Source organism: Candidatus Darwinibacter acetoxidans (genome assembly GCF_041936445.1).
GTDB lineage: Bacteria > Bacillota > Limnochordia > Darwinibacteriales > Darwinibacteriaceae > DTU010.
This window is the reverse complement of the sequence record NZ_JBHGXH010000043.1, coordinates 1-24,436: the sequence shown is the minus strand read 5'-3', so window position 1 is coordinate 24,436 and position 24,436 is coordinate 1. Positions and strand designations below refer to the sequence as shown.

General features: G+C 59.0%; 23 protein-coding genes, 4 tRNA genes and 1 other annotated feature. Of the genes, 7 read left to right on the top strand and 20 right to left on the bottom strand.

Translation table 11 applies throughout. From position 1 onward, the window contains the following. The 12 genes from ACE4YL_RS01525 to ACE4YL_RS01470 all read right to left on the bottom strand — a co-directional run. On the bottom strand, nucleotides 1-228 hold a 228-nt coding region (locus ACE4YL_RS01525; protein ID WP_461360141.1), incomplete at its 3' end, for a GTP-binding protein. Nucleotides 229-637: 409 nt separating this feature from the next. Continuing rightward, nucleotides 638-714: transfer RNA gene (locus ACE4YL_RS01520), tRNA-Met, on the bottom strand. Between the two features lie 17 nt (nucleotides 715-731). Continuing rightward, nucleotides 732-817: transfer RNA gene (locus tag ACE4YL_RS01515), tRNA-Tyr, on the bottom strand. Nucleotides 818-828: 11 nt separating this feature from the next. Further along, nucleotides 829-904, bottom strand: a tRNA-Thr gene (locus ACE4YL_RS01510). Nucleotides 905-977: 73 nt separating this feature from the next. Then, nucleotides 978-1,631, bottom strand: a complete 654-nt coding sequence (sigH, locus tag ACE4YL_RS01505; RefSeq protein ID WP_461359049.1) for an RNA polymerase sporulation sigma factor SigH — start codon at nucleotides 1,629-1,631, stop codon at nucleotides 978-980. Nucleotides 1,632-1,710: 79 nt separating this feature from the next. Next, nucleotides 1,711-2,448, bottom strand: coding sequence for a 23S rRNA (guanosine(2251)-2'-O)-methyltransferase RlmB (rlmB, locus tag ACE4YL_RS01500; protein WP_461359048.1), 738 nt, complete (start codon nucleotides 2,446-2,448; stop codon nucleotides 1,711-1,713). Then, entirely contained in the window at nucleotides 2,441-3,058 is a 618-nt protein-coding gene (gene thyX, locus ACE4YL_RS01495) for an FAD-dependent thymidylate synthase (RefSeq protein WP_461359047.1), read from the bottom strand. Before thyX ends, rlmB begins: the two co-directional genes overlap by 8 nt. A gap of 10 nt (nucleotides 3,059-3,068) precedes the next feature. Continuing rightward, nucleotides 3,069-3,458: a Mini-ribonuclease 3 gene (locus ACE4YL_RS01490; RefSeq protein WP_461359046.1), complete on the bottom strand. Its 390-nt coding sequence runs from the start codon at nucleotides 3,456-3,458 to the stop codon at nucleotides 3,069-3,071. A gap of 3 nt (nucleotides 3,459-3,461) precedes the next feature. Beyond that, a complete protein-coding gene (gene cysS / locus ACE4YL_RS01485; protein ID WP_461359045.1) occupies nucleotides 3,462-4,904 on the bottom strand; it encodes a cysteine--tRNA ligase in 1,443 nt (480 codons plus the stop codon). Nucleotides 4,905-4,940: 36 nt separating this feature from the next. Beyond that, nucleotides 4,941-5,171: a binding site (T-box leader), on the bottom strand. Between the two features lie 39 nt (nucleotides 5,172-5,210). Further along, nucleotides 5,211-6,383 (bottom strand): 2-C-methyl-D-erythritol 4-phosphate cytidylyltransferase, encoded by a 1,173-nt coding sequence (gene ispD, locus ACE4YL_RS01480; RefSeq protein ID WP_461359044.1) that lies wholly within the window; start codon nucleotides 6,381-6,383, stop codon nucleotides 5,211-5,213. An 82-nt stretch (nucleotides 6,384-6,465) separates the two neighbouring features. Further along, entirely contained in the window at nucleotides 6,466-7,350 is an 885-nt protein-coding gene (locus ACE4YL_RS01475; protein WP_461359043.1) for a PIN domain-containing protein, read from the bottom strand. A gap of 304 nt (nucleotides 7,351-7,654) precedes the next feature. Then, the gene (locus ACE4YL_RS01470; RefSeq protein WP_461359042.1) at nucleotides 7,655-8,134 is read right to left on the bottom strand and encodes a CarD family transcriptional regulator; all 480 of its coding nucleotides are present in this window, start codon (nucleotides 8,132-8,134) and stop codon (nucleotides 7,655-7,657) included. 177 nt (nucleotides 8,135-8,311) lie between these two features. On the opposite strand from ACE4YL_RS01470, the gene ACE4YL_RS01465 reads away from it, so the two are divergent. Beyond that, complete coding sequence (locus ACE4YL_RS01465; protein WP_461369071.1) at nucleotides 8,312-8,722, top strand: nucleoside triphosphate pyrophosphohydrolase family protein; 411 nt, start codon at nucleotides 8,312-8,314, stop codon at nucleotides 8,720-8,722. A gap of 2 nt (nucleotides 8,723-8,724) precedes the next feature. Here ACE4YL_RS01465 and disA read toward each other — a convergent pair whose 3' ends face one another. The 6 genes from disA to ACE4YL_RS01435 all read right to left on the bottom strand — a co-directional run bounded on the left by disA (nucleotide 8,725) and on the right by ACE4YL_RS01435 (nucleotide 15,738). Continuing rightward, nucleotides 8,725-9,780, bottom strand: a complete 1,056-nt coding sequence (disA, locus tag ACE4YL_RS01460) for a DNA integrity scanning diadenylate cyclase DisA (RefSeq protein ID WP_461359041.1) — start codon at nucleotides 9,778-9,780, stop codon at nucleotides 8,725-8,727. A 4-nt stretch (nucleotides 9,781-9,784) separates the two neighbouring features. After that, the gene (radA, locus tag ACE4YL_RS01455; protein WP_461359040.1) at nucleotides 9,785-11,146 is read right to left on the bottom strand and encodes a DNA repair protein RadA; all 1,362 of its coding nucleotides are present in this window, start codon (nucleotides 11,144-11,146) and stop codon (nucleotides 9,785-9,787) included. A 129-nt stretch (nucleotides 11,147-11,275) separates the two neighbouring features. Next, complete coding sequence (locus ACE4YL_RS01450) at nucleotides 11,276-13,687, bottom strand: ATP-dependent Clp protease ATP-binding subunit (protein ID WP_461359039.1); 2,412 nt, start codon at nucleotides 13,685-13,687, stop codon at nucleotides 11,276-11,278. Nucleotides 13,688-13,691: 4 nt separating this feature from the next. Next, entirely contained in the window at nucleotides 13,692-14,753 is a 1,062-nt protein-coding gene (locus ACE4YL_RS01445) for a protein arginine kinase (protein ID WP_461359038.1), read from the bottom strand. Beyond that, the gene (locus ACE4YL_RS01440; RefSeq protein WP_461359037.1) at nucleotides 14,750-15,262 is read right to left on the bottom strand and encodes a UvrB/UvrC motif-containing protein; all 513 of its coding nucleotides are present in this window, start codon (nucleotides 15,260-15,262) and stop codon (nucleotides 14,750-14,752) included. The genes ACE4YL_RS01445 and ACE4YL_RS01440 overlap by 4 nt, the downstream gene beginning before the upstream one ends. Before the next feature lie 11 nt (nucleotides 15,263-15,273). After that, nucleotides 15,274-15,738, bottom strand: coding sequence for a CtsR family transcriptional regulator (locus ACE4YL_RS01435; RefSeq protein WP_461359036.1), 465 nt, complete (start codon nucleotides 15,736-15,738; stop codon nucleotides 15,274-15,276). A gap of 199 nt (nucleotides 15,739-15,937) precedes the next feature. Between ACE4YL_RS01435 and ACE4YL_RS01430 the strand changes: the two genes are divergently transcribed. From ACE4YL_RS01430 to selB, 5 genes are all read left to right on the top strand, one after another. Further along, nucleotides 15,938-16,531, top strand: coding sequence for a nucleoside recognition domain-containing protein (locus ACE4YL_RS01430; RefSeq protein WP_461359035.1), 594 nt, complete (start codon nucleotides 15,938-15,940; stop codon nucleotides 16,529-16,531). Continuing rightward, entirely contained in the window at nucleotides 16,531-17,061 is a 531-nt protein-coding gene (locus ACE4YL_RS01425; RefSeq protein ID WP_461359051.1) for a spore maturation protein, read from the top strand. The genes ACE4YL_RS01430 and ACE4YL_RS01425 overlap by 1 nt, the downstream gene beginning before the upstream one ends. Before the next feature lie 54 nt (nucleotides 17,062-17,115). Further along, a complete protein-coding gene (locus tag ACE4YL_RS01420) occupies nucleotides 17,116-17,268 on the top strand; it encodes a hypothetical protein (RefSeq protein WP_461359034.1) in 153 nt (50 codons plus the stop codon). 65 nt (nucleotides 17,269-17,333) lie between these two features. Further along, the gene (selA, locus tag ACE4YL_RS01415) at nucleotides 17,334-18,698 is read left to right on the top strand and encodes an L-seryl-tRNA(Sec) selenium transferase (protein WP_461360288.1); all 1,365 of its coding nucleotides are present in this window, start codon (nucleotides 17,334-17,336) and stop codon (nucleotides 18,696-18,698) included. Continuing rightward, nucleotides 18,689-20,575: a selenocysteine-specific translation elongation factor gene (gene selB, locus ACE4YL_RS01410; protein ID WP_461359032.1), complete on the top strand. Its 1,887-nt coding sequence runs from the start codon at nucleotides 18,689-18,691 to the stop codon at nucleotides 20,573-20,575. The genes selA and selB overlap by 10 nt, the downstream gene beginning before the upstream one ends. A gap of 5 nt (nucleotides 20,576-20,580) precedes the next feature. On the opposite strand, the gene ACE4YL_RS01405 is transcribed toward selB, so the two are convergent. Next, nucleotides 20,581-20,680, bottom strand: a tRNA-Sec gene (locus tag ACE4YL_RS01405). A 233-nt stretch (nucleotides 20,681-20,913) separates the two neighbouring features. Here ACE4YL_RS01405 and ACE4YL_RS01400 point away from each other — a divergent pair. Continuing rightward, nucleotides 20,914-22,137: a S1C family serine protease gene (locus ACE4YL_RS01400; RefSeq protein ID WP_461360287.1), complete on the top strand. Its 1,224-nt coding sequence runs from the start codon at nucleotides 20,914-20,916 to the stop codon at nucleotides 22,135-22,137. A gap of 131 nt (nucleotides 22,138-22,268) precedes the next feature. On the opposite strand, the gene ftsH is transcribed toward ACE4YL_RS01400, so the two are convergent. Then, complete coding sequence (gene ftsH, locus ACE4YL_RS01395; protein ID WP_461360286.1) at nucleotides 22,269-24,206, bottom strand: ATP-dependent zinc metalloprotease FtsH; 1,938 nt, start codon at nucleotides 24,204-24,206, stop codon at nucleotides 22,269-22,271. Nucleotides 24,207-24,436: the final 230 nt, after the last annotated feature.

The following is a 24,436-nucleotide window of genomic DNA, read 5'->3' as shown; positions in this document are numbered from 1 at the left end:
GTGGCGCTTTTCAGTTTCATATTCCACGTGGGACGTGTTAATGGTGATGCCCCGTTCCCTCTCTTCGGGAGCGTTGTCGATTTCCTCGAACTTCTTCACCTGTCCCAAACCCTTACGGGCCAACAGCATGGTGATGGCAGCCGTGGTGGTGGTCTTGCCGTGGTCAACGTGGCCGATGGTGCCTACGTTGACGTGGGGTTTGGTTCTCTCAAACTTTTGCTTAGCCATTTTGTCTTTTCCACTCCTCCCGGAAAACATTGCTAATTTAGGATTACGGTTACATTCGCCAAGCCCCCAAAAAGTCCTCCTAGTGTGCTAGGAAAAGGACAAGGCCCCAGCAAACGACTAACCATGATCCAATCAGAACCGCCAAGATCTGTCCGTCAGTGAGCTCCCGGCCCTTGAACCTCAGGCTTAGTGTTACCAGATACAAGGAAACCAACACGCCCGCTGGCCAGACCAGCCACAGGGGGACCAGCCAGAGGAGAGTATATGTAATTGCCAGAGCGATCATGAACGCCCGCACACTAGAGCCCTCCCATCCCAGCCTTCCAGAGGCATCTCTAGAGTCATAGTATGGGAGTTCTCTATCCTGGCAACAAAAAACCACCAGAATCTCTCTGACGGTTGGAAAATCTGGTTGCGGGGGCCGGATTTGAACCGACAACCTTCGGGTTATGAGCCCGACGAGCTACCAGACTGCTCCACCCCGCGTCGTTATTTATGAGGAATGGTGGAGGGAGCAGGATTCGAACCTGCGAAGGCACTGCCAGCAGATTTACAGTCTGCCCCCTTTGGCCAGCTTGGGTATCCCTCCACGTTGATGAATGGAGCCGGAGGTGGAACTCGAATCCACAACCTCTCGATTACAAGTCGAGTGCTCTGCCAATTGAGCTACACCGGCTTAACCACTTAGAAGTATAGCAACCTATTCAGGTTCTGTCAACAGCAATCTCGCCATTAAGCAGGTGGGTATCTCAGTGAATACTTTCCCGTTTTTCCAGGTAGCGCTCCAGCTTGCGCTTGACCCGCTGCAGGGCGTTATCGATGGACTTCACATGGCGTCCCAGCTCATCAGCTATTTCCTGATAGCTCTTGCCCTCTAGGTAGAACATGAGGACCTGCCATTCCAGTTCGCTTAAGAACTCCACCATCTTGGTTTCGATATCGGAGAACTCTTCCCGGCTGATGACCAGCTCCTCGGGATCGGTTACCTTGGAGCCAGAAATCACATCCAAAAGGGTGCGGTCAGATTCTTCGTCGTAGATGGGTTTGTTCAGGGAAACGTAGGAGTTCAGGGGAATGTGTTTCTGGCGGGTTGCTGTTTTGATGGCAGTGATGATCTGGCGGGTGATGCACAGCTCCGCGAAGGCACGGAAGGAAGCCAGTTTATCTGGACGGAAGTCTCGGATGGCTTTGTACAGCCCGATCATGCCCTCTTGGATGATGTCTTCCCTGTCTGCTCCGATCAAGAAGTAGGAACGTGCTTTAGCTCTGACAAAGTTCTTGTACTTGTTGATCAGGTGTTCCAGGGCCTCATCGTCGGTGTCCCGAGCCAGCTGAACGATTTCCTCATCGCTCAAGCTCTCGTACATGTGACAGCACCTCTTGTGGGCATTAACACTCACCATCCATCGCCTCCACCCCTCGTGTCCGAGACACGGTTGTCCAAACGGCACAGGTTTATTATACACCAAGGCCTAGCGGGGGTCAAGGTTGGCGGAGGCTCCGCTGCCGCACCACCTCCAGCATGAGCAGGGAGGCTGCCACCGAGGCATTGAGGGAGTTGACCTGCCCCCGCATGGGGATGGAGGAGAGGAAGTCACATTTTTCCCGCACCAGGCGGCTCAGGCCAAAGCCTTCGCTCCCCACCACCAGGGCAATGGGGCCGGTGAGATCCTGCTCAAAGCAGGGCTCGCCGGCGGCATCCGCGCCGAATACCCAGTAGCCCTCCTGCTTGAGGGTATCAATGGTGGCGGCCAGATTGGTCACCCGGCAGATGGGGAGATGATTGGCGGCCCCAGCCGAAGCCTTCATCACAGCTTCCGTCACCAAGGCGCCCCGGCGTTTGGGGATCACCACCCCATGGGCGCCCAAGGCTTCCGCGCTGCGGATGATGGCCCCCAGATTGTGGGGATCCTGCACCCCGTCCAGGAGCACCAAAAAGGGCGGCCAAGGGTCTCCGCTGGGGCGGGCCACAAGGTCAGCAAGCTCCCAGTAGCGCACTTCCGCAAGCTGGGCGATGACGCCCTGGTGATTGATGGAAGGGCTCAGCCGGTCCAGCACGCTGCGGTCCACTTCCTGGATCACAACCCCGCGCTGCTTGGCCAAGGACACGATCTGCTGCAGCGCACCCTGCCTAGGACCCTTGGCCACCAGCAGCTTGTTAATCTCCTGCCCTGAGCGCAGTGCCTCCAATACGGGCTGGCGCCCGGCCACATCAACCACCGCGCTTTAATACCTCCCTCTCGAACTCCCCGAAGCAGATGGGGGCTGCTTCCTTAACCAGTTCCAAAATGGCATTGGCATACATCCTGATTTCGTACTGGGCATCCTTGGCCGTGCGCAGCATGAGGAAGTTCATCAAGGAACTGCCGTTCACGGTCCAGTAGAAGTTGGTATAGATCCCCACAGGCAGTACGCTGCGGGCCTGCTCCTTGGGGAGCTTATAGCTGTTCACCAGCTCATAGTAGAAATCAAAAGCCCCTTCATTCTGCCTAATCCAGGCCTCCAAGAGCTCCCCCTCCAGTCCCTCGGGCACGTAGTACTCCCGCAGGGCTACGCAGTAGCGCAGCGATTCTTCGTTGTACGAGCCAATGCGGTGCCTGAACCACTGCCTGGCCACGAACAAAGGCGCCTTCACATCAAAGGTGAAGACCATGGCCTCAAAGGGGGTTTTATGCCCCTTGCGGATGAGATGCCTGATCAGCTGGCGGTCGGCATCCTCCGATTTGGACTCGCTGCGCCAGCAGCGCCGGGCATTGCGGATCACCGCAGCATCGCCGCCCATGTGTTCCACCAAACGGACAAATCCCTTGTTCAAAACCTGCATAGCCATCCTCCTTGTCTTACGCCTCCACGGTGGGGGTGACCCTGCTCAAAAGCTCCCGCAGCCGGTCCTCCTGCCCGCTCAAATACAGGTAGCCCAAAAGCGCTTCCATACCTGTACTCAAGCGGTACTCCACCGCACCGCTCTTGCGGGGTACCCCCCCTTTAGCATTTCTGCCCCGGCGCACCACTTCCCTTTCCTCGTCGGTCAATTCCGGCTCCCAGGCATGGATAATCTCCGCCTGCTTGGCAGCCTGCACGTACTTCACCGCGCTGCGGTGCAGATCGTGCACTTTGGCCGGGTAGGCCACCAGTTTCGTGCGGATATAGAGCTCAAAGACGGCATCGCCCACATAGGCCAGGGTTAAAGGCGACAGTTCCTGTAAGTTCAAATCCCCTTGCACAAACACCGCTCACACCTTCCATCTGGGCCCCTGGGGCGTGTCTTCCACTACCACACCCAGCTCGGCCAGCTGATCGCGGATGCGGTCGGCCAGGGCGAAGTTCCTCTCCCTCCGCAGCTCTTCCCGGATGGCCAGGATCAGCTCCATCAACCCGTCGGTTAGGCCTTCCTGGCGCTGCTGCCCCAGCTCCAGCACACCCAGGATCTCCCCGGCCCAGAGCTGGAGTATATCCCAGCCCTTCTGCAGCACCTGGCGGTGGAATCCCCCTTTGTGCTTGTAGCTGTTGATCTCCCGCACCACATCAAAGAGGACACCCAGGGCCATGGCGGTGTTGAAATCATCGCTGAGTGCATCCACAACCTCATCGGCATAGCGCTCCAGGTTATCTAGGGTCTCTTGATCAAAGGCTGTCAGCTCACCCTCCTGGGCCTCGGCCAGATCTTCCCGCAGCTTGCGGGCGGCCTCATTCAGGCGTGACCAACCCCGCTTCATCTCCTCCAGCTTTCCTTCGTAGTATTCCAAACTGGAACGGTAGTGGGTGGAGAGGAGGTAAAAGCGCAGCAGCGCTGGGGGGTACTCTTCCAAAAGGCGCTTCAGGGAGACGATGTTCCCCAGGGATTTGGACATTTTGGTATCCTTGAGGGTGATCATCCCGCTGTGCACCCAGTAGCGGGCCAGGGGCCTGCCGGTTGCCGCCTCCGACTGGGCGATCTCATTCTCATGGTGGGGAAAGATGAGATCATTTCCGCCGCCGTGGAAGTCAAATTCTTCACCCAGGTATTTCAAACTCATGGCTGAGCATTCAATATGCCAGCCGGGCCGGCCTCTGCCCCAGGGGCTGTCCCAGGCGGGTTCGCCCGGTTTGGCCGCCTTCCAGAGGGCGAAATCGGCGGCATCCCGCTTTTTGGGGTCCACCTCAAAGCGGGTCCCTTCCCGCAGCTCCTCCAGCTTCTGCTTGCTGAGCTTACCGTACTCGGCAAAGGACGCGACGCTGAAAAACACATCTCCCTCCACTGCATAGGCGTGACCCTTGTCCACAAGTCCCTGGATGAGCTTGATGATCTCTTCGATGTGCTCGCTCACTTTGGGATAATAGTCCGCCCGCTGGACGCCCAGCGCATCCATGCTGGCCAGGTATTCCTTAATATAGCGTTTGGAGATCTCCAGGGCCGGCACCCCTTCTTCCAGGGACCTTTGGATGATCTTATCGTCTACGTCGGTGAAGTTCTGGACATGCAGGGTCTCATAACCCAGATGGCGCAGGAAACGGATGATTACATCCCACACCACGCTGGGCCGGGCATGCCCCAAGTGGGTATCGGCATAGGGGGTAACACCGCAGACATACACGCTTACCTTCCCCGGCTCCCTGGGCACAAAGACTTCCTTTTCTTGAGTTAAGGTGTTGTACACTCTGATCTCCCGCTTCACGCGCCTTCCCTCCCAGATCATGCATCTATCCTCCTGAACAACAAAGCCCTCTTCTCTCACAGAGACGAGGGCCGCGGTTCCACTCTGCTTCCAACATGCGGCGCCCCGCGCCGGCATGTCAGCACTCTCGGCACACTAACGGGTGCCAGCCGTCCAAGCCTACTCTCGCGGGCGATTTCGGTTGGCGGATCAGGGGTGCACTTCGTTAAGCTGACCGCAGGATGCTTCCACCAAACGCATCCCTCTCTGGGCGGCGCACTTAACTACTCTCCCCATCGTGTCCTTTTCCTGATAATACCCATATTATACGCAACGCTTACCCCCAAGTCAACCGCGCCGGCGGCGCAACGAAACAACCGCCTGAACAGCGATCCCCTCTCCCCGGCCGGTGAAACCTAAACCCTCACTGGTGGAGGCCTTGATATTGACCTGCCTCTCCGCGGTCCCCAGCGCCTGGGCCAGCTTACCCCGGATAGCCGCTTTCCAGGGGGTGAGTTTGGGGCGCTGGGCCACGATCACCGCATCCACATTGCCCACGGTTAGGCTCCGCTCCCGCACCAGCCCCATCACCCTCTCCAAAAGCAGCAGGCTGGAAATACCGGCATAGCTGGGGTCCGTGTCGGGGAAATGCTCGCCGATATCGCCCTCCCCCATGGCCCCTAAAAGGGCATCCATCACCGCATGGGTGAGGACATCTGCATCGGAATGACCCAAAAGGCCCAGCTCAAAGGGGATCTCCACACCCCCCAGCACCAGGGGCCTGCCGGGAACCAAGCGGTGCACATCAAAACCAAAACCAACCAGGGAGTCTTCCGGCGGGGGCAGATCTTCGGGGGTGGTCACTTTGATGTTGGCGTATTCACCCGGGACAATATGCACAGGCTCCCCCAGCGCCTCCACCAAAGCGCAGTCGTCAGTGGCCTGAAGGCCCTTTTGCCTTGCCTGCTCGTGGGCCCGGAGGATCAGCTGATAGCTGAAAAGCTGCGGCGTCTGCACCGCCCACAGCTCTGCACGGGGCGGCGTGTCCACAACCCGCCCCTCCCGCACCCGCTTAATGGTGTCTTTTACCGGTACGGCCAGACCCACCGCCAGATGCCTGCGCACGGCGGCAAGGCCCCGGCGGACCAGCTCCGCAGTGATAAAGGGCCGCGCCCCGTCGTGGATGATCACCCAGTCGGTATCCCCAGGCAGGGCCTTAAGCCCCAGGAACACGCTTTCCTGCCGGGTCTCGCCTCCGGTTACCACCTGCACGGGCCGGCGCGCGACGATCCCCGCAGCTAAGCTCCGCACTGCCTCCAGATCTTCTGATCTGGTCACCACCACGATCTCTGACACTTCGTCCATGGCGGCAAAGCATTCTATGCTGTGCTGCAGCATGGGCTTTCCGTCCAGGGGCAGCAGCACCTTATTCTCCCCGGCGCCCATACGCCTGCCCGAACCTGCCGCCGCGATCACCACTGCCACCTTGGTGCCGATCCCGCTGCTTCCTGCTTCCCGCATGTTGCCTCCTGCCTCCTGCCTCCTACCTCTTGAACCAAAAAAGGCCTGATGTCCAGCACCAGGCCTCCTTGGACGACAAAAGCTATAATGCCCGTTCCATAGACTTGGGTTTGGCGAAAATCATGCGGCCTGCCGCAGTCTGCAGAACGCTGGTGACCAACACGGCAACCGTCTGGCCGATGTAGCGGCGTCCGCCGTCCACCACAATCATAGTGCCATCATCCAGGTAGCCAACTCCCTGACCCTGCTCCTTGCCATCCTTAATCACATGTACCTTCAGCTCTTCACCGGGCAGCACCACGGGCTTGACGGAATTGGCCAGCTCGTTGATGTTTAGTACAGGGACACCGTGTAGTTCACACACCTTGTTGAGGTTGAAATCATTGGTGACCACCTTGCCGCCCAGGTCCTTCGCCAGCTTCACCAGCTTGGTGTCCACCTCGCTCAGTTCCCCGTAAGTATCTTCGACGATACGCACTGAACAGTAAGGTTCTTTTTGAATCCGGTTGAGGATGTCCAAGCCCCGCCGTCCGCGGTTGCGCTTGAGCACATCGGAGGAATCGGCAATGTGCTGCAGTTCCTCCAGGACGAAGGAGGGAACAATCAGATCTCCTTCCAGAAAACCAGATTTGGTGATGTCGGCAATCCTGCCGTCGATGATTACGCTGGTATCAAGTATTTTCGGGCTGGCCTCCGAGCTCCCCACCAGACCACGCAGACCCCTCTCTGACCGGGAAAACACACCGTGCAGCTCGTCTGTCTTCCTGAAACCCACCACTAGGCCCATATAGCCCAGGAGGATGCCCAGCACAATAGAAACATAATCTCCCAACACCGGGATGCGCAGCAGGGGGATGGAAATAACCAGTGCAATAATCCAACCGCTGACAAGACCGATGATCCCGCCCATCAGTTGATGGGTTGGGGTTTTCAGTACAAACTGCGTTGCCGCCTTGGTCCCGATCATCAGCCCCCTTACCACTGGTGGACCAATGAGCAATCCGATTAACACGCCAGAGAACACTAACAGACCCACTAGGTAACCGCTTTCAACAACTCCGTTTAAGACTCCCGCATCAAGCAACACCAAGGACCCCGAATAACCTAAGAGCGCACCTATAAATGCAAAAACGACCCTAGCAACCAGGACCAAACTTCGCTTCACCTCCCGCTTCGCCAAAGTGCTCGCGATAGCTTGCTCGTTCAAGGCATATTATTTCCTCTTTCCTGGCGAGTATTCTCTTTTGCCCCAAAATGTCCCGCCTCACCCCTTACTGCTGGAAAATCTCCTGGATAGCTTCCTCCACCTCCTCCCTGGTGGAATTCTGGGCGATAACTAATTCGCTGACCAGGATCTGCCTGGCCGTATCCAGCATCTTTCGCTCTCCGGTGGACAAACCCTTCTCGATATCCCTGATTGTGAGGTTGCGCACAACCTCTGCCACCTCGTAGATATCTCCACTTTTTATCTTCTCCATGTTGGCGCGGTAGCGGCGGTTCCAGTTAGAAGACATGGCCGTTTCTTCGCCCTGCAGCACCTGATAGACGCGCTCCACTTCCTCGGGGCCGATTACCTGGCGAAGGCCCAAATCATCCACGGCGTTCATGGGAATCATTACCTTCATATCGCCGATGGGAAGCTGCATGATATAGTATTTCTGCCTTTCGCCGAGCACTTCCCGCTCCTCGATGGCCACAATCACGCCCGCACCATGCATGGGGTACACAACGTGATCTCCCACGTTATACAAAGCAACACCTCCTTCGAAAAGCACTGGCTTCTTACAATAAATTTACCACTCTGGGCGAACAAAGTCAAACGAGGACGGAATTCGTGCGGTATTCGCAGACCCTGGCCCAACTTGACAATCGATTTTCACAAGACTTATAATTGAACCAGAATTGACCCCAGAAGGTGGCGAGAGGACGTGACCGAAGTGACGAAGCCGTTAAGCACTTGTCATCACTTTCAGAAAAACGTAGAAGAGAATCTGGTCCGGCACTTCAGCATTCTGGATATTGTCAGTAAGTTCCAGGAAACAAATGCGCGGGTAAACAGAGCGCTCTTTCGGGCGGTAACCGATTGCGGGTGCATCAAGATCGATGCCTCGAAGCAAGTGCTCCCCGATGACTGTTCCTTTGAGGACATCAGGAACCACATCCGGTCGCACTTGGAGGGGCAGCTCTGCGAAAACTGCAGAGAGGTGCTGGAAGCCGAAGTCGGTCAAAACCTGTTCTACCTCGCCGGCATGTGCAACGCCCTGAAACTGGATCTGGAAGAGATTATCAGCAAAGAAAACCAGCGCGTGGCCACCTTGGGAATCTTCCATCTCCGCTAAGGCTAGATATGACTGTCCACTAAGACCTGTTCACGCAGCCGCCGCAAGCCATCTCTGATGGCTTTTGCCCTAACTTCGCCAATTCCCTCCACATCATCCAGCTCTTCAATGGTGGCATCCATAATGGCAGAGAGACTGCCAAAGGCATCTACAAGATTCTCGATGACCGGCATGGGCAGCCTGGGTATCTTCGCGAGGATGCGGTAGCCCCGGGCAGCAGCCGGCTGTTCCAGGCTGCTGATGCTGCTGTACCCCAAAGCTTTAGAAAGCATGCCCACATTGAGAAAGTCGTCTGAATCCCACTCTTCCATCTGGCTCCAAGCCTCCGCAAGGTTTTCCCCCACGTAGTAATCTTTGAACACCAACAGACCCTGATCCTTGATGTCCGCGAGGAGCTCTTCCAGCTGCATTTTGACCAAGCGGCCTTCGGAACCCAGCTGGACTACATACCTTTCTATTTCTTTGGCAATCCTGTTCACCATCTGGCTGCGTTGGAGCACAGTGGTCACATCCGATAGGGTAACCAGATCCTCGAATTCTAAAGCGCTGAGATTGGTCAAGGACTGCTGAAACACGCTCCGGTATTTTTCCAAAGTGGACAGGGCCTGGTTGGCCTTGGAAAGAATCACGCTCACTTCCCGCACCACGTGTTTCCAGTTATCCTTGTAAATGGTAATCACGTTGCGGCGCTGGGAAATGGAAATGACCATCTGGCCCGTCTGTTTGGCCACCCGCTCCGCGGTCTTGTGGCGCGTGCCCGTCTCTTGGGTGGGGATCATGGGGTCGGGGGTCAGGTGCGTATTGGCATAGAGAATGCGCTTAGCGTCGCTGGAAAGGACGATGGCGCCGTCCATTTTGGCCAGCTCATACAGGGCTGCAGGATGCATTTCCGCATCGATCTGAAACCCCCCGTTGACCAAGGCCATGACCTCAGGGGTATCGCCGATGACGATCAGGGCACCGGTTTTGGCTTTGAGGATGCTTTCCAGCCCTTCGTAGAGCTGGGTACCTGGCGCTATCATCTGCAGATATTTGTAAATGGCTTCCTCGTCGCGCATGGACTCACCTTCTCTTTTCCAGAGCGATTTCTAGAGCTTCCTGAATGGTCCCGACACCGTGAACCCGCAGAGGTTCATTTCCCTGCACATTGTTCTTGGGAATGATGCACCGTTCGAAACCCAAGCGGTGCAGCTCCTTAAGGCGCTGTTCCATTCCCCTTACTGCCCTGATTTCCCCCGCCAGCCCAACCTCCCCCAGCACCGCGCAGAGGGGATGGACACTTACGTTGGCTATGCTGCTGGCCACCGCCACCGCCATGCCCAGATCTAAGGCGGGTTCCTGCAGCTTCAGCCCGCCGGCAGCATTGAGAAACACATCTTGCGTCTGCAGGGGATAACCCTGCCTTTTTTCTAGAACAGCCAGCACCATGGAAAACCTTTGGTAATCGACTCCCGTGGTCTGTCTGCGGGGGTTGCCTCCGTAGGGGGTGGGGGTAACCAGAGCCTGCACTTCCACCAAAAGCGGGCGCGTACCTTCCATGTAGGGGACCACCACGGAACCTGGACTTTCCACGGGCCGCTGGGAGAGGAGGAATTCGGAGGGATTGGCCACAGGGATCAAACCCTGCCCGCTCATTACAAAGATGCCCACTTCGTTGGTGGAGCCAAACCTGTTCTTCACAGACCTGATGATGCGGAAAGATGTATGTACATCGCCTTCGAAATACAAGACGAAGTCCACCGCGTGCTCCAGTACCTTCGGCCCCGCCAGGTTGCCGCCTTTGGTCATATGACCCACAAGGAGAATGGCGGTATCGCCGCCCTTGGCCAGCTGCAGAAAGCGGCCGGCAGCTTCCCGCACCTGGGCCACGCTGCCCGGTGGCGAAGCTATCTCCTGCACGTACATGGTCTGGATGGAATCCACGATGACCAACAGCGGCTTTTCCTCTTCAATGATGCCGCTGATGATTTCGGTATCGGCCTCGCTTACGGCAACAAGCCTTTCTTCCACCGCCCCCAAGCGGACTGCCCGCAGCTTGAGCTGGGCCAGGGACTCTTCCCCCGTGACGTAGAGCACCTTGCCGCCCCGCCGGGCGACGCTGCTGGCCACCTGCAGGAGCAGTGTGGACTTGCCGATACCGGGATCCCCGCCAATCAAGCCGAGGCAGCCGGGAACCAGCCCGCCCCCTAAAACCCGGTCCAGCTCCTCCAGACCCGTACTGAAACGGGTATGGCCGCTGTCCTCGATCGCGGTCAAAGGCACGGGCTTGCTGGGCCGCACCCAGCGCTGCGCCTGCTTAGGAGCGGGCGCCACTGTTTCTTCCACAAAGGTATTCCACTCTGAACAAACAGGGCACCTCCCCATCCAGCGGGGGCTTTCGGCGCCGCACGACTGACAGACGAAGACGGTAGTTTTTCTAGCCACGAACTGCCCTTCCTAAGATCCCAAATTTTTACTTCTTTTTTCTATTATACCATCAGAAAAGGGAGTGCACAACCGCCTGTCGGCAGCGCGCCCTCCCTTTCTAGCGGTTCAAATGCTGCGGAGGAGGCTCTAGTAGAACACAAATTCCCCTTCCCGGGCATCCACCGTGATGGTGCCCCCCTGTCCGAAGGTTCCCTTGAGGATCTCCTCCGCCAGCGGGTTTTCGATATACCTCTGGATAGCCCGCCGCAGCGGTCTGGCCCCGAAATCGGGGTCGAATCCCCTGTTGGCTAGAAGCTCCTTGGCCTGCTCCGTGATCACCAGCTGGATATCCATGTCCGCGAGCTGCTTGCGGAGTTCCTTGAGCATGATATCGGCGATCTGGCTGATGTGCACCTTGTTCAGGGCGTGGAAGACCACGATCTCATCGATGCGGTTCAGAAACTCCGGACGGAAGGTGCGCTTGAGCTGTTCTGTAACCTTGTCCTTCATGGCCAGGTAGTCGCTGCGTTCATCCTCCACCACCCTAAAGCCGATGCCGGACTCCCGGCGGATCTGTTCAGCGCCCACATTGGAGGTCATGACAATGACGGTGTTGCGGAAGTCCACCACCCGGCCCTTGGCATCGGTGAGCCGCCCATCTTCCAGCACCTGCAGGAGGATGTTGAAGACCTCAGGATGGGCCTTTTCGATTTCGTCGAACAGCACGATGGAGTACGGCTTTCTGCGCACCTGCTCCGTGAGCTGGCCGCCTTCATCATAGCCCACATAACCGGGGGGCGAACCGATCAGGCGGGATACAGCATGGCGTTCCATGTACTCCGACATGTCCAGGCGGACCACGGCATCTTCATCGCCGAAGAGGGCTTCCGCCAGCGCCCGGGCGAGCTCCGTCTTACCCACACCGGTGGGGCCCAGGAAGATGAAGGAGCCGATGGGCCGCTTGGGATCCTTCAGCCCCGCATGGGCCCGGCGCATGGCCTGGGAGATCACACTGATGGCCTCATCCTGGCCCACCACCCGCTCATGGAGGATTTCCTCCAGATTGAGCAGGCGCACGGCGTCTTCCTCGGCGATATCCGTTACCGGTATCCCTGTCCAGTGGGCCACCACCTCGGCGATATCTTCCGGGGTGACCACCGCCTCTTTGCGGCCCTGGTCTTTGCGCCACTCCTGCCGCTTCGCCTCCAGTTCCGCTTGGAGCTTCTGCTCCAGATCCCTGAGGCTTGCGGCCTGCTCAAACTGCTCGTTTTTGATGGCCGCCTCTTTTTCCACGATGGTCTCTTCGATCTTGGCTTCCAGTTCCTTCAGTTCCGCTGGGGGAGTGAGACCCCGCAGGCGCACCCTGGAACCGGCTTCATCCATCAAGTCAATGGCCTTGTCCGGCAGAAAGCGGTCGCTGATATAGCGGTCGGCGAGCCTGGCGGCGGCCACAATGGATTCATCCTTAATTTTCACCCGGTGATGGGCTTCGTAGCGGTCCCGCAGGCCCTTGAGGATCTCAATGGTTTCCTCCACAGTGGGTTCATCCACCATCACAGGCTGGAAGCGCCGCTCCAGGGCCGCATCCCGCTCCACATACTTCTGATACTCATCCAGGGTGGTGGCGCCGATGGCCTGCAGTTCACCCCGGGCCAGAGCCGGTTTGAGGATGTTGGCAGCATCGATGGCACCTTCCGCCGCGCCAGCCCCGATGATGGTGTGCATCTCGTCGATAAACAGGATCACATCGCCCGCGGAGCGGATTTCCTCAATCACCTTCTTCAGGCGCTCTTCGAACTCGCCCCTGAACTTGGAACCAGCCACCAGGCTGCCCAGATCCAGGGAAACAACCCGCTTGTTGCTGAGGGTTTCCGGCACATCGTTGTTCACGATCTTCAGGGCCAGCCCTTCGGCGATGGCGGTCTTGCCCACCCCGGGCTCCCCGATGAGTACGGGGTTGTTTTTCGTCCTTCTGCTCAGGATCTGGATCACCCGCTGGATCTCCTTCTCCCTGCCGATGACCGGGTCCAGTTTTCCTTCCCTGGCCATGGCGGTAAGATCGCGCCCGTACTGATCCAGGGTGGGGGTCTTGCCCGTCCGGCCCTTTTGGACCTTGGCCTGCCCGCCGCCCCCCAATTGACTGGTGACCTGGGCCCGCACCTTATCCAGGTCGGCACCGAGGTTGTGGAGCACTTGGGCCGCCACACCCTCCCCTTCCCGGATCAGGCCCAAGAGGAGGTGCTCTGTGCCGATATAGGTGTGGCCCAGCCGCCGGGCCTCATCGAAGGCCAGCTCCAGCACGCGCTTGGAGCGGGGTGTAAAGCCAATGGGCCCTTCTGTGGGCCTTTCTCCCCGGCCGATGATGCGCTCCACTTCGCCCCGCACCTGATCGATGCTGATGCCCAAAGACAGGAGGGTCCGGGCGGCCACATCCTCCCCTTCGGCCAGTAAACCTAAAAGAATGTGCTCGGTTCCCACCACACTGTGCCCCAGGCGGCGCGCTTCCTCTTGGGACAGCACCATGACGCGCTGAGCGCGTTCGGTAAATCTTCCAAACATATTGTCACCTACTCTCCTGAGTTTTGGTCATGTGCTTTTCCAGGGTATCCCTGACGAGACTAGCCCGGAGGCGATCCCGTTCCTGAGCCGGCAGGGGCTGGCCCATGATGCTCTGGAGGTGGGCAGCTCGGATCTGCACCATCAGCTGCTTGACCAGTTCCGGATCGCCGTGGGGAATAATACCCAGATCAATGCCTAGTTTCAAATCGGAAAGCAGCTCCATGGCTTCTTGGCTGCTGAGGATGCGGGCGTTCTGCAAAACCCCGTAGGAGCGGTACAGCCAGTCCTCGGTGGTGAGGCGCCGCTCCTTTTCCAGGAGATACTCCCGGGCCTGCCTCTCGCTGTGCAGGATCTGCGAGGTGAAGCGGGCCAAGTGCTCGATGGTCTCTTCTTCGCTCTGGCCCAGGGTGATCTGGTTGGACAGCTGGTAGACATTGCCGTACACATCGCTGCCCTCACCGTACAAGCCCCGCACGGTTAAGCCGAACTTAGAGACGGCACCCAAGACCTCCTGCACCTTCCTGACCCTGCGCAGGGCCGGTAGGTGGAACATGACCGATGCCCGCAGGGCCGTCCCCACATTGGTGGGGCAGGAGGTCAGGTAGCCGGTCTTGAGGTCAAAGGCGAAATCAAGGTGTTCCTCTAAGAGATCATCAACCCGTGTCGCCCGCTGCCAGGCCTCTTCCAGCTGCAGGCCGGGCTTGAGCACCTGGATGCGGAAATGATCCTCTTCGTTGACCATGATGCTGATGTTGTGCCGGTCGTTGAGGATCACCGCCTTGTGTGCGGGACTCTGCATGTGGCTGGGGCTGATCAGGTGTTCTTCCACCAAAAGCTCCCGCTCCAGGGCGTCCATGGTGGCCATTTCCCTGAAGGTAAAGGACCCGGCGGGGCTGAGTTTAGGGGTAACCCCCGCGGCCTGGCTCAGCACTTCCCGCAGCTGCTCCCGGTTGGCCGCTTCGGGGAAGGGAATTCCCCTCAGATTTCTAGCCAGCCGGCAGCGGGTACCCAGGACGATATCCCCTTCAGGGCCCCGCTCCTTCATCCAGGAAGCAAGTTCTCTCATCGGGCCTCACCTCCCGCCAATTCCTTCTCCAAAAGCCGCAGCTCGTCCCGGAGCCTTGCGGCCTCTTCATATTTCTCCAGGCGCACGCATTCGTCCAGCCGTTTGCGCAGCTCCTCCATCTGCCGGGTGGCATGCACCCGGGGAAAGGCCCTGGCGGGGACTTTGCCGGTGTGGCTGCCGGACCCGTGGAGCCTGCGCAGTACAGGGCTCAATTCCTCCCGGAAAACCTCGTAGCAGCTGCTGCAGCCGAGTCGCCCCGTCTGCTGGATATCCCCCAGGGTCCGCCCGCAGGTGGGGCACTTCTTCGCCGCCACTGCGGGGGCCGTCTTCTGCCCCAGGGAAAGGGACTGGAACAAGCTGGAGAGCAGCTGCTGCAGATCGAAACCCGGGGAAAAGCTGGTATACCCTTGGGCACAGTCTCGGCAGAGGTGGAGCTCGGTCTTTTTGTTGTTCTCGATCTGCACAAACTTCACTGTGGCTTCATTCTGCCCGCATTTGTCGCACAGCATAATTACCACCCCTAAGACTCGGATTCAATAATGTAAAACAGCAGGGCACGCACGAGACTGGCCCTGAGGACATCTTTGCCTTGACTGATGCTGCTGCTCTCCTGCTGCACAATACCCCGGATCAGCCGGCACTGGTGGGGAGAAAGGAGGCCCAAATCCCGCAGGTGCGCCAAGATGCTTTCCATGCGCTGCTCGGAAAGCTGAGAGCCAATGCCCTTGAGCAGGTTCACCGCATGGGTTAGATCGTCTTCCACCTGGACGTGGGCTATACGGATGTAGCCGCCGCCTCCCCGCCGGCTCTCTACGATATAGCCCCGCTCCAGGGTAAAGCGGGTGGCCAGCACATAGTTGATCTGCGAGGGGACGCAGGAAAAGACATCGGCGAGCTGCGCACGGCTAAGCTCTATACTTCTATTTTCGCTGTTCTGCAGCATGCGCTTGATATATGCTTCAATGTGATCCGCCAGCGTACCCACTTACTCACCAACTTTCTTTGACTATTACTGACCTTAACTGTATTATGCACAGAAATGGCAGCAGGAATCAAGTCCCAAGATATTGGTCAGGGAACGTCAAAGGGGTGCTTCTGGCCCCCCATAGAAAAAGACGGGGTCCGCCTTCCGGATTTCTCTTATTTTCTCCCCTTTACGCATAAGGATGTTGGGGAGGGGTAGCATGATCAACTACATCTGGTTCTTCATGATTCTCGCCGGAGTGATTACCGCCGCGAGCAAAGGCGATATTCAGCTGGTCACCGAGGGAGTGCTCAAAGGCAGCGAACAGGCGGTTGTGGTCGCGGCGGGGCTCATCGGTATCATCTCCTTTTGGTCTGGTGTCATGAAAATCGCCCAGGATGCAGGGCTCATGCAGGTCCTGGCCCGGCTGTTGGGTCCTTTGGCCCGCCGCCTTTACCCGGAAGTGCCGCCGGATCATCCCGCCATGGGCGCCTTGCTGGCGGCCATGAGCGCCAACATCTTGGGGTTGGGCAGCGCCTGCACCCCCCTGGGGCTGAAGGCCATGGGGCACCTCCAGGAGCTGAACAGACATAAAGAAACGGCCTCCGATGCCATGTGTACTTTCATGGCCCTGACCTCCTCCAGCCTCACGGTGCTTCCCTCCACCATCATTGCCCTGCGCCTCAGCCACGGCGCCAGGGCCCCCGCAGATATTATCGGCCCCATCGTATTGGCCACCCTCTGCTCCACGGTGGTGACGGTGATCCTCGATGCCTCCCTGCGCAGCTTGACCCGGAGGAGGGCCCGCCTATGATCGCAGCGGTGCAGGCGCTGTCCCGCTGGGCCATTCCCCTTTTGCTTTTGGGCATCACCGCCTGGGGCCTGAGCCGGGGAGTGCCCATCTATGAACGCTTTGTGGAAGGAGCCAAAGAAGGCTGGCAGACCGCGCTGCGGGTCCTGCCCTACCTGGTGGGCATGCTCGTGGCCATCCAGGTGTTCCAGCATTCCGGCGCCTTGGATCAGCTGATCCGCGTCCTGACGCCTTTCACCAGCCGCCTGGGCTTTCCACCGGAAGCCCTGCCCATGGCCTTAATCCGCCCTATCTCCGGTTCCGGCTCCCTGGCGCTCCTCTCCCAAATCTTTGCAACCTACGGCGCCGATTCTTTCATCGGGCGCCTGGCGGCCACCATGATGGGCAGTACCGAAACCAGCCTCTATGTGCTCACGGTTTACGCGGGCTCGGTGGGGCTCAAGCGCACCAGGCACACCCTGGCCACCGCCCTGCTTGCCGATGCCGCCGCGGTGATCCTTTCTTTTTATATTGTCCTGCATTTTTCTGTATAATCTGGCCTTCCTTGGACATACTATAAAGTACCCATGTCCAGGGAGGGAAGGATCATGACCAAGCTGAGCAGTAAGGAAAAGGCCGAGCTGATCGCCGCGGCCATGCGGGCCATCAGCCAGCAAAAGGGGCTCAGCCCTGAAGCCCGCCAGCGGGGTTTGGCGGTGCTGCAGCAGGCCTACGCCAAAAACGCAGATCCCCGCCGCTGAAAAGGGTTGGCCGGCGCCTTTGTCGTATACATGTTTTGTAAGCAGACGACAAGGGAGAGAGCTAGATGTCCAACCTATTCAGGCAGATCCCCGCCGTTGATAAGCTTCTGGAGGAGCCGGCAGTAAAGCAAGCCGCTGCGGACCTCTCCCACCCGGAGACCACCGCGGTGATCAGGCAGGAGCTGGAGCGCATCAGGGCGGAAATCGCCCGCGAACACGTGGAGCTTTCAGCTGAAGAGATCACCTCCCGGGTGGTCCGCCGGCTGGAAGAGAGCAGCTGGAACAGGCTCCAGCCGGTGATCAACGCCACGGGAGTCTTGATCCACACCAATGTGGGACGAGCCCCCCTGCCCGCCGCCGCCCTGGAGCGGTTGCAGGCCCTGGGCCGGGGCTACTTCAATTTGGAATTGGATCTGGCTTCTGGAACCAGAGGCAGCCGCTATACCCGCGCGGCCCGGCTCTTCAGCCTGCTTTTAGAGGAGCAGGCCGCGGAAAACGATACCATCGTGGTGAACAACAACGCCGGAGCGGTGCTGCTGGTGCTCAAGGCCCTTACCGCAGGCGGTGAGGTGATCGTCTCCCGGGGGCAGCTGGTGGAAATCGGCGGAGGTTTTCGCGTTCCGGAGGTCATGGCCGCCAGCGGCTGCCGCCTCGTGGAAGTGGGCACCACCAACCGCACCAGGCTCAGCGACTACGAGCGGGCCATCACCCCGGAAACCAGGGCCATCCTCCTGGTCCATCCTAGCAACTACACCATCGTGGGCTTCACGGAATCGGTGCCCAGGCAGGACTTGGCCAAGCTCGCCCGGGACCATGGACTGTATTTGATCGAAGATCTGGGCAGCGGCTCTTTTCCGCCCTTCCCCGAGCCGCGGGTTACCACCGCCCTGGAGCACAGCCACATTGTCACCTACAGCGGCGACAAGCTCCTGGGGGGCCCCCAGGCGGGCATTATCCATGGACGGCGGGAGCTTATGGCCAAGATCAAAAAGGACCCACTGCTTCGGGCCCTGCGCATCGACAAACTGTCCCTCATCGCTTTAGAGGCGGTGCTGGAGATTTATCTGGAGAAGGACTACGGGAGTCTGCCCCTGTGGGAGATGGCCAGCCTGCCCCCTGAAATGGTGAAAGCCCGGGCGGAAAACTGGCTGCAAAACCTCGGCCCCGGACTCCAGGGCGAGGTTGTCCCCTGCTCCTCCACCATGGGCGGAGGCTCCCTGCCCGGAGAAACCATTCCCTCCTGGGCTCTGGCCCTCACCAGTTCCCATCTTTCTGCCCAAGAACTCCTGGTTCACCTGCGCAGCAATGAACCGCCGGTCTTGGCCCGCATTGTCCAAGACCGGGTGCTCCTCGATCCCCGGACAGTGCAGGTCGAGGAGGATGGAGAAGTTGTGAAACTGCTGCAAAAAGGGGTGAGACCATGTTCATAATGGGCACCGCGGGCCACATCGATCACGGCAAAAGTACCTTAATTAAGGCCCTCACCGGCATCAACCCCGACCGCCTCCAGGAAGAGCAGGTCCGGGGCATGACTGTTGATCTGGGCTTTGCCTGGCTCACCCTCCCCAAGGGGACCGTGGGTATCGTGGATGTGCCGGGCCACCACCGCCTGGTGAAAAACATGCTGGCCGGTGTGGGCATGGTGGATTTTGTCCTTTTGGTCATCGCCGCGGACGACGGCTGGATGCCCCAGACCCAGGAACATGTGGATATTCTCAACCTCTACGGGATCAAGCGGGGACTTGTGGCCCTGACCAAAGCGGATCTGGTGGATGAGGAATGGCTGGAGCTGGTGCAGGCCGATATCGCCGAGCGGCTTGCCGCCACATCTCTGAGGGGCTGTCCCATCATCCCCGTTTCAGGGGTGACCGGCTTCAACCTGGATGTTCTGAAGGAAGCTATTGGCGATCTGTTGGACACCCTGGTCCGGGAAGAAGAGGGCGCGGATCCCCTGCTGTGGATCGACCGGGTGTTCACCATTAAGGGAGCCGGCACGGTGGTCACCGGCACTCTGCTGGGGGGCTGCCTGGAGGTGGGTATGGAAGTCGCTGTGCAGCCCCTGGGCCTCAAGGCCCGGATCCGGGGACTGCAGACCCACACCAAGAGTGTGGAAAAGGGAGTTCCCCACTCCCGTCTCGCCGTGAACCTCACCGGCGTGGAGAAGGCCGACCTGGCCAGGGGCATGTATCTGAGCCTACCCGGCCGCCGCCCCCATTTTTCCCTGATCAACGCCTTTGTCGAGGTCCTGCCCCAGGCGCCCGCGCCGCTGGCCACGGGGCAGATGGTCAAGCTCTATGTGGGCACTTTGGAAACCCTGACCCGGGTGAGGATTCTCGGCGGCGATGAGCTGGCACCTGGTGGGGAGGGTTTTGCCCAGCTGGAGCTGGAAGAACCAGCCCATTTCACTTTCCAGGACCGCTTTATCCTCCGCCACAGCGAACTGCAGGAAACCATAGGCGGTGGAACCTTCATCGAAGGGGGCATCCCTGTGCGGGGCCACAACCTGCGCCTGGTGGGGCCGGAGCGGCTGCGCCACCTCTTTCCCTTTGAAAAACCAGAGGCCCACCTGGACCTCGCCCAGCTCAAGGCCAAACTTGAGGCGGATCCGGCGCAGTACAGCCTGCTGCGGGCGGAAGACCGCACCCACTGGACGCTGGCGCAGTTCAGGGAGGCGGGGCTGGGTGCCCATCCCCAGCTTTTGGAACTGGGCGAGTTTATCATGGCGCCCCGGCAGTTTGCCAAAGTCCGCAGCTACCTGCTGGAAGCCGTGAAGGAGTTCCACGCTGCAAACCCCTTAAGCCCCGGACCCAGTAAAGAGACCCTGCGGGCCGCCACGGGCCTGCCGGCGCGCCTTTTTGACCAGGTCTTAAGGAAGATCCCAGAGCTCAGCGAGGTTCAGGGATTCATCAGCAGCCAGGGGCATGAGCTTACCCTATCTCCCCAGGAAGAGCAGAAGCTGCAGGAACTGCGGGAGCTGATTGGAGAAACCCCCTACGAGCCGCCCAGCCTGAGCGAACTTCTGGAACGGGGCTACTCCAAGGAACTGATCTATGCTGGAGCCCGCCTGAACCGCTTGACCCCGCTGGCCAACGATCACTGGACAACCCCGGAGATCGCCGGGGAGGTGGCGGCCCTGCTCTTTACGGAAGCGGAGTTCCAAAACGGCTTTCCCCTCGCGGCCTTCCGGGATCGCCTGGGCACGAGCCGCAAGTATGCCCTGGCCTTTTTAGAGTACTTCGACGCGCAAGGGATCACCATAAGAAAAGGAGACGTGCGCCTCCTGGGCAGACGTCCCCAAACCAGCTAAAAAAATGGCGGGAGAATATGGGAATCGAACCCACCGGGGATAACCCAGGTTACCCCCCAAACAGGTTTGAAGCCTGCGGAGCCCACCAGGAACTCATATTCTCCCGCTAACTATTGTACCACATTTCGCACTGTTTTCAATGGGGGTGGCCACCCCCACTTTTTCTTCTCCAAAGTCCGAATCCGTGTGGCGAGCCCAAGATGGAGTGGATTTCCAGCGCTGGACTATTTTCTGCCCCCTTTGGATACACTTAACACAGCCCAGCACAGTACACTCACTTGTAAGCTCTTATTGCGAAGAGTTATAATTAAACTAGTCAACACAGGAGGAGGATTATTATGAGGAAACGTATCATCACCATCATGCTCATCCTTGCTGTTGTCTTGTCCATAGGCGCGGCAGCCCAACTGCTGCCCAACGCCCGCTTGGTGGCGCAGGAAGCGCCCCCGGCGGAAGTGCAGACCGTGGTGCAGACCACTCCCCTGCCCATCGTCACTGACAATCCGTACATTATCGCGGACATCGCCGAAGTGGCCAGCCCCGCGACGGTGTTCATCTCAGTGGTATGGCCCACGGAAACCGTGGACACATACAGAAGGCCCTTTTCCACCTGGGATCCCTTCGGTTCCTTCTTTGATTTCTGGTTCAGCGATCCCTTCTACAGACAGCCCATGGAGAGGACACCCACCAGCGCCGGTTCTGGCTTTATCATTGACGAGTCGGGCATTGTCCTCACCAACCAGCACGTGGTAGGCAACAAAGGCGAGGGGCAGACCATCACCGTGGTGGTGGATGCACCTGGGCTGGAGCGGGAGTATGAGGCGGAGATCATCGGCTCCGACTATTCCCTGGACCTGGCGGTGCTGCGCATCATCAATGAAAACGGTGACGTCTTCCCCACCCTGCCCCTGGGCGATTCCGACGCCGCCCGGGTTGGTGAGTGGACCATCGCCATCGGTAACCCCTACGGCCGGGATTTCGAACACACCGTGACGGTGGGCGTGCTCAGCGCCAAGGGTAGAGAAATCAGCATCTACGATTCCGAGACGGGCGTCCCCAAAGTCTACAAGAACCTCATGCAGACCGACGCGGCCATCAACCGGGGCAACTCCGGCGGACCCCTCTTGAACATCAAAGGTGAAGTGATCGGCATCAACACCGCCGTCCACGCCCAGGCCCAGGGTATCGGCTTTGCCATCCCCATTAACGTGGCCAAAGAGGTGCTGGATGAGCTGATCACCACCGGCGGAGTAAGCGTACCCTGGCTGGGCATCTGGTATCAGAATATCGACGAGAATATTGCCCGGCAGCTGCGGCTCCCCGATGATAAGGGTGTACTGATTGTCGATGTGATTAAGGGCTCTCCCGCGGAGGAGGCCGGCCTCAAGCCCTGGGATGTGATCCGCCGCATCGGAGACCGTGATGTTTTCACCACCGACGATGTGGCCGATGAAATCAGCAAGCACAAGACCGGCGATCAGCTCCTCCTCACGGTCCTGAGGAGCGGCCGGACGCTGATAATCGAAGTTACCTTGGGCAACAAGCCAGCTTCCCTGCGCTAAGGATCAAAGGGGGCGTTCTGGGTACGGGCTCCTTCGCGAGCCCGTATTCTCGTTATTCTACACAAAAAAGGGGCTGTACAGAATGAACCACATTCTGCAACAGCCCCTTTTGTGCTTTTTTCAGTGAGTGCCTACGCTTCGCCCACTACCGGGTCCGGCCCGGGACGCCTGAGCTCGCTACGCACTCTCGCCGTTTCTTTCTTCTTCTCTTCCTGGTAAGCGGCGACCGTTTCGGGCACCTGGGCCTCAGGCTGCGGCGCCGGCAGCGGCAGGCCTTCCATCAGGGCCAGGAACTCCTCTCTGGTGAGGGTCTCCCGCTCCAGCAGCGCTTCCGCCACTAGATCCAGCTTGTCGCGGTGCTGCATGAGCAGATCCTTGGCCTTTTCGTAACTGGACTCCACAATCTCCCGCACTTCCTGATCGATGAGGGCAGCCACCTCTTCGCTGTAGTTGCGCTCCCGGGAGATATCGCGGCCCAAAAAGACCAGATCCTCGCCGTTGGGGCGGCCGAAGGTCAGGGGACCGAGCTTCTCGCTCATTCCCCACTCCATGACCATCTTACGGGCAATGCGGGTCACCCGCTCCAAGTCGTTGTGGGCTCCCGTGCTGATCTCGCCCAGGGCCAGATCTTCAGCGGCCCTGCCCCCCAGCAGATTCACCAGATCGTCCAAGAGCTTGGACCGTGTAGACACGAAGCGCTCCTCTTCAGGCAGCATCATGGTGTAGCCGCCGGCGCTGCCCCGGCCCACGATGGTAACCTTGTGCACAGGATCGCCGTGCTCCGAGAAGTGGGCCACCACCGCATGGCCGGCCTCGTGGTAGGCGAAGACCTTGCGGTCCATGTCGCTCATGACCCGGTTCTTCTTCTCCGGTCCCATGAGCACCCGATCGATGGCCTCCTCGCAGTCGGACATGAAGATCACCTTGCGGTTGGCCCGGGCAGCGAGGATGGCTGCTTCATTGAGCAGGCTTTCCAGATCGGCACCGGAGAAGCCCGGCGTCCGCCGTGCCAGAACATCCAGGTCCACATCGGGCCCCAAGGGCTTGTTGCGGGCATGGATCTTGAGGATGGCGTGGCGGCCCTGGAGATCAGGCCGGTCCACCACAACTTTGCGGTCGAAGCGCCCCGGGCGCAGCAGCGCCGGGTCCAGCACATCCGCACGGTTGGTGGCCGCCATGACGATGATGCCGGTGTTGGTCTCAAAACCGTCCATCTCCACCAGCAGCTGGTTCAAAGTCTGCTCCCGTTCATCGTGGCCGCCGCCTAGGCCCGCTCCCCGCTGCCGGCCCACCGCATCCAGCTCATCGATGAACACCAGGCACGGGGCGTTCTTTTTGGCGTTTTCAAACAGGTCCCGCACCCTGGCGGCACCTACACCCACAAACATTTCCACAAATTCAGAGCCGGAGATGCTGAAGAAGGGAACCCCCGCTTCTCCGGCCACAGCCCTGGCCAGGAGCGTTTTACCCGTTCCCGGAGGCCCCACCAGAAGCACTCCCTTGGGGATTTTTGCACCCACTTCGGTGAACTTCTTGGGGTGCTTGAGAAATTCCACGATTTCGACTAGTTCCTGCTTAGCTTCATCTACTCCGGCCACATGATCAAAGGTCACCTTGGGCCGGTCCTCGTGGTGCAGGCGGGCCCGGCTCTTCCCAAAGGAGAGCGCGCGATTATTGCCCCCCTGCATCTGGTTCATGATGAACAGCCAAACCAGGGCCAGCATCACCACAAACAGCAGGTTCGGCAAGAGCGCCATCCACCAAGGCGGCTGCGGCGGAAGATCCGCTTCCAGCAGCACGTTTTTCTCTTCCAAACGATCGGCAATATCGGGCATTTTGCCCACAGGGATGGTGGCCACAAAGCTTGTACCATCCTTGAGGGTGCCCTCGATATGCTGATCTCCCACCAAGCGAGCCGAAGCAACCCGATCTTCATCAATGTATCGCAACAACTCGGAGTAGTAGAGCTCTTTGGCCACACTACCCGGTGAATAGAGATTGCTCACGATGGAGATGGCAATGATGGCAATCAGTAAATAAAGACCGATTCCACGGAGAAGTCTATTCAAGTTCTGCCCTCCCTCTTCCAATACCAAGGCAACAGCGGTGCGTCATCCAATTATACCATAAGGGCAGAGGTGTGACAACAAATTAAGAATGACTCACATTAATCAGACGCAGGACCTTTCTGGTTGAGTCCGACAGCGCCGCGCGGTGGCTGCGGCGGACGGTGGGAATCCAGAGAATGCCCTCCTGATCGCAGATCAGCGGCAGGAAGTCCCTGAGCTGTACCGGGATG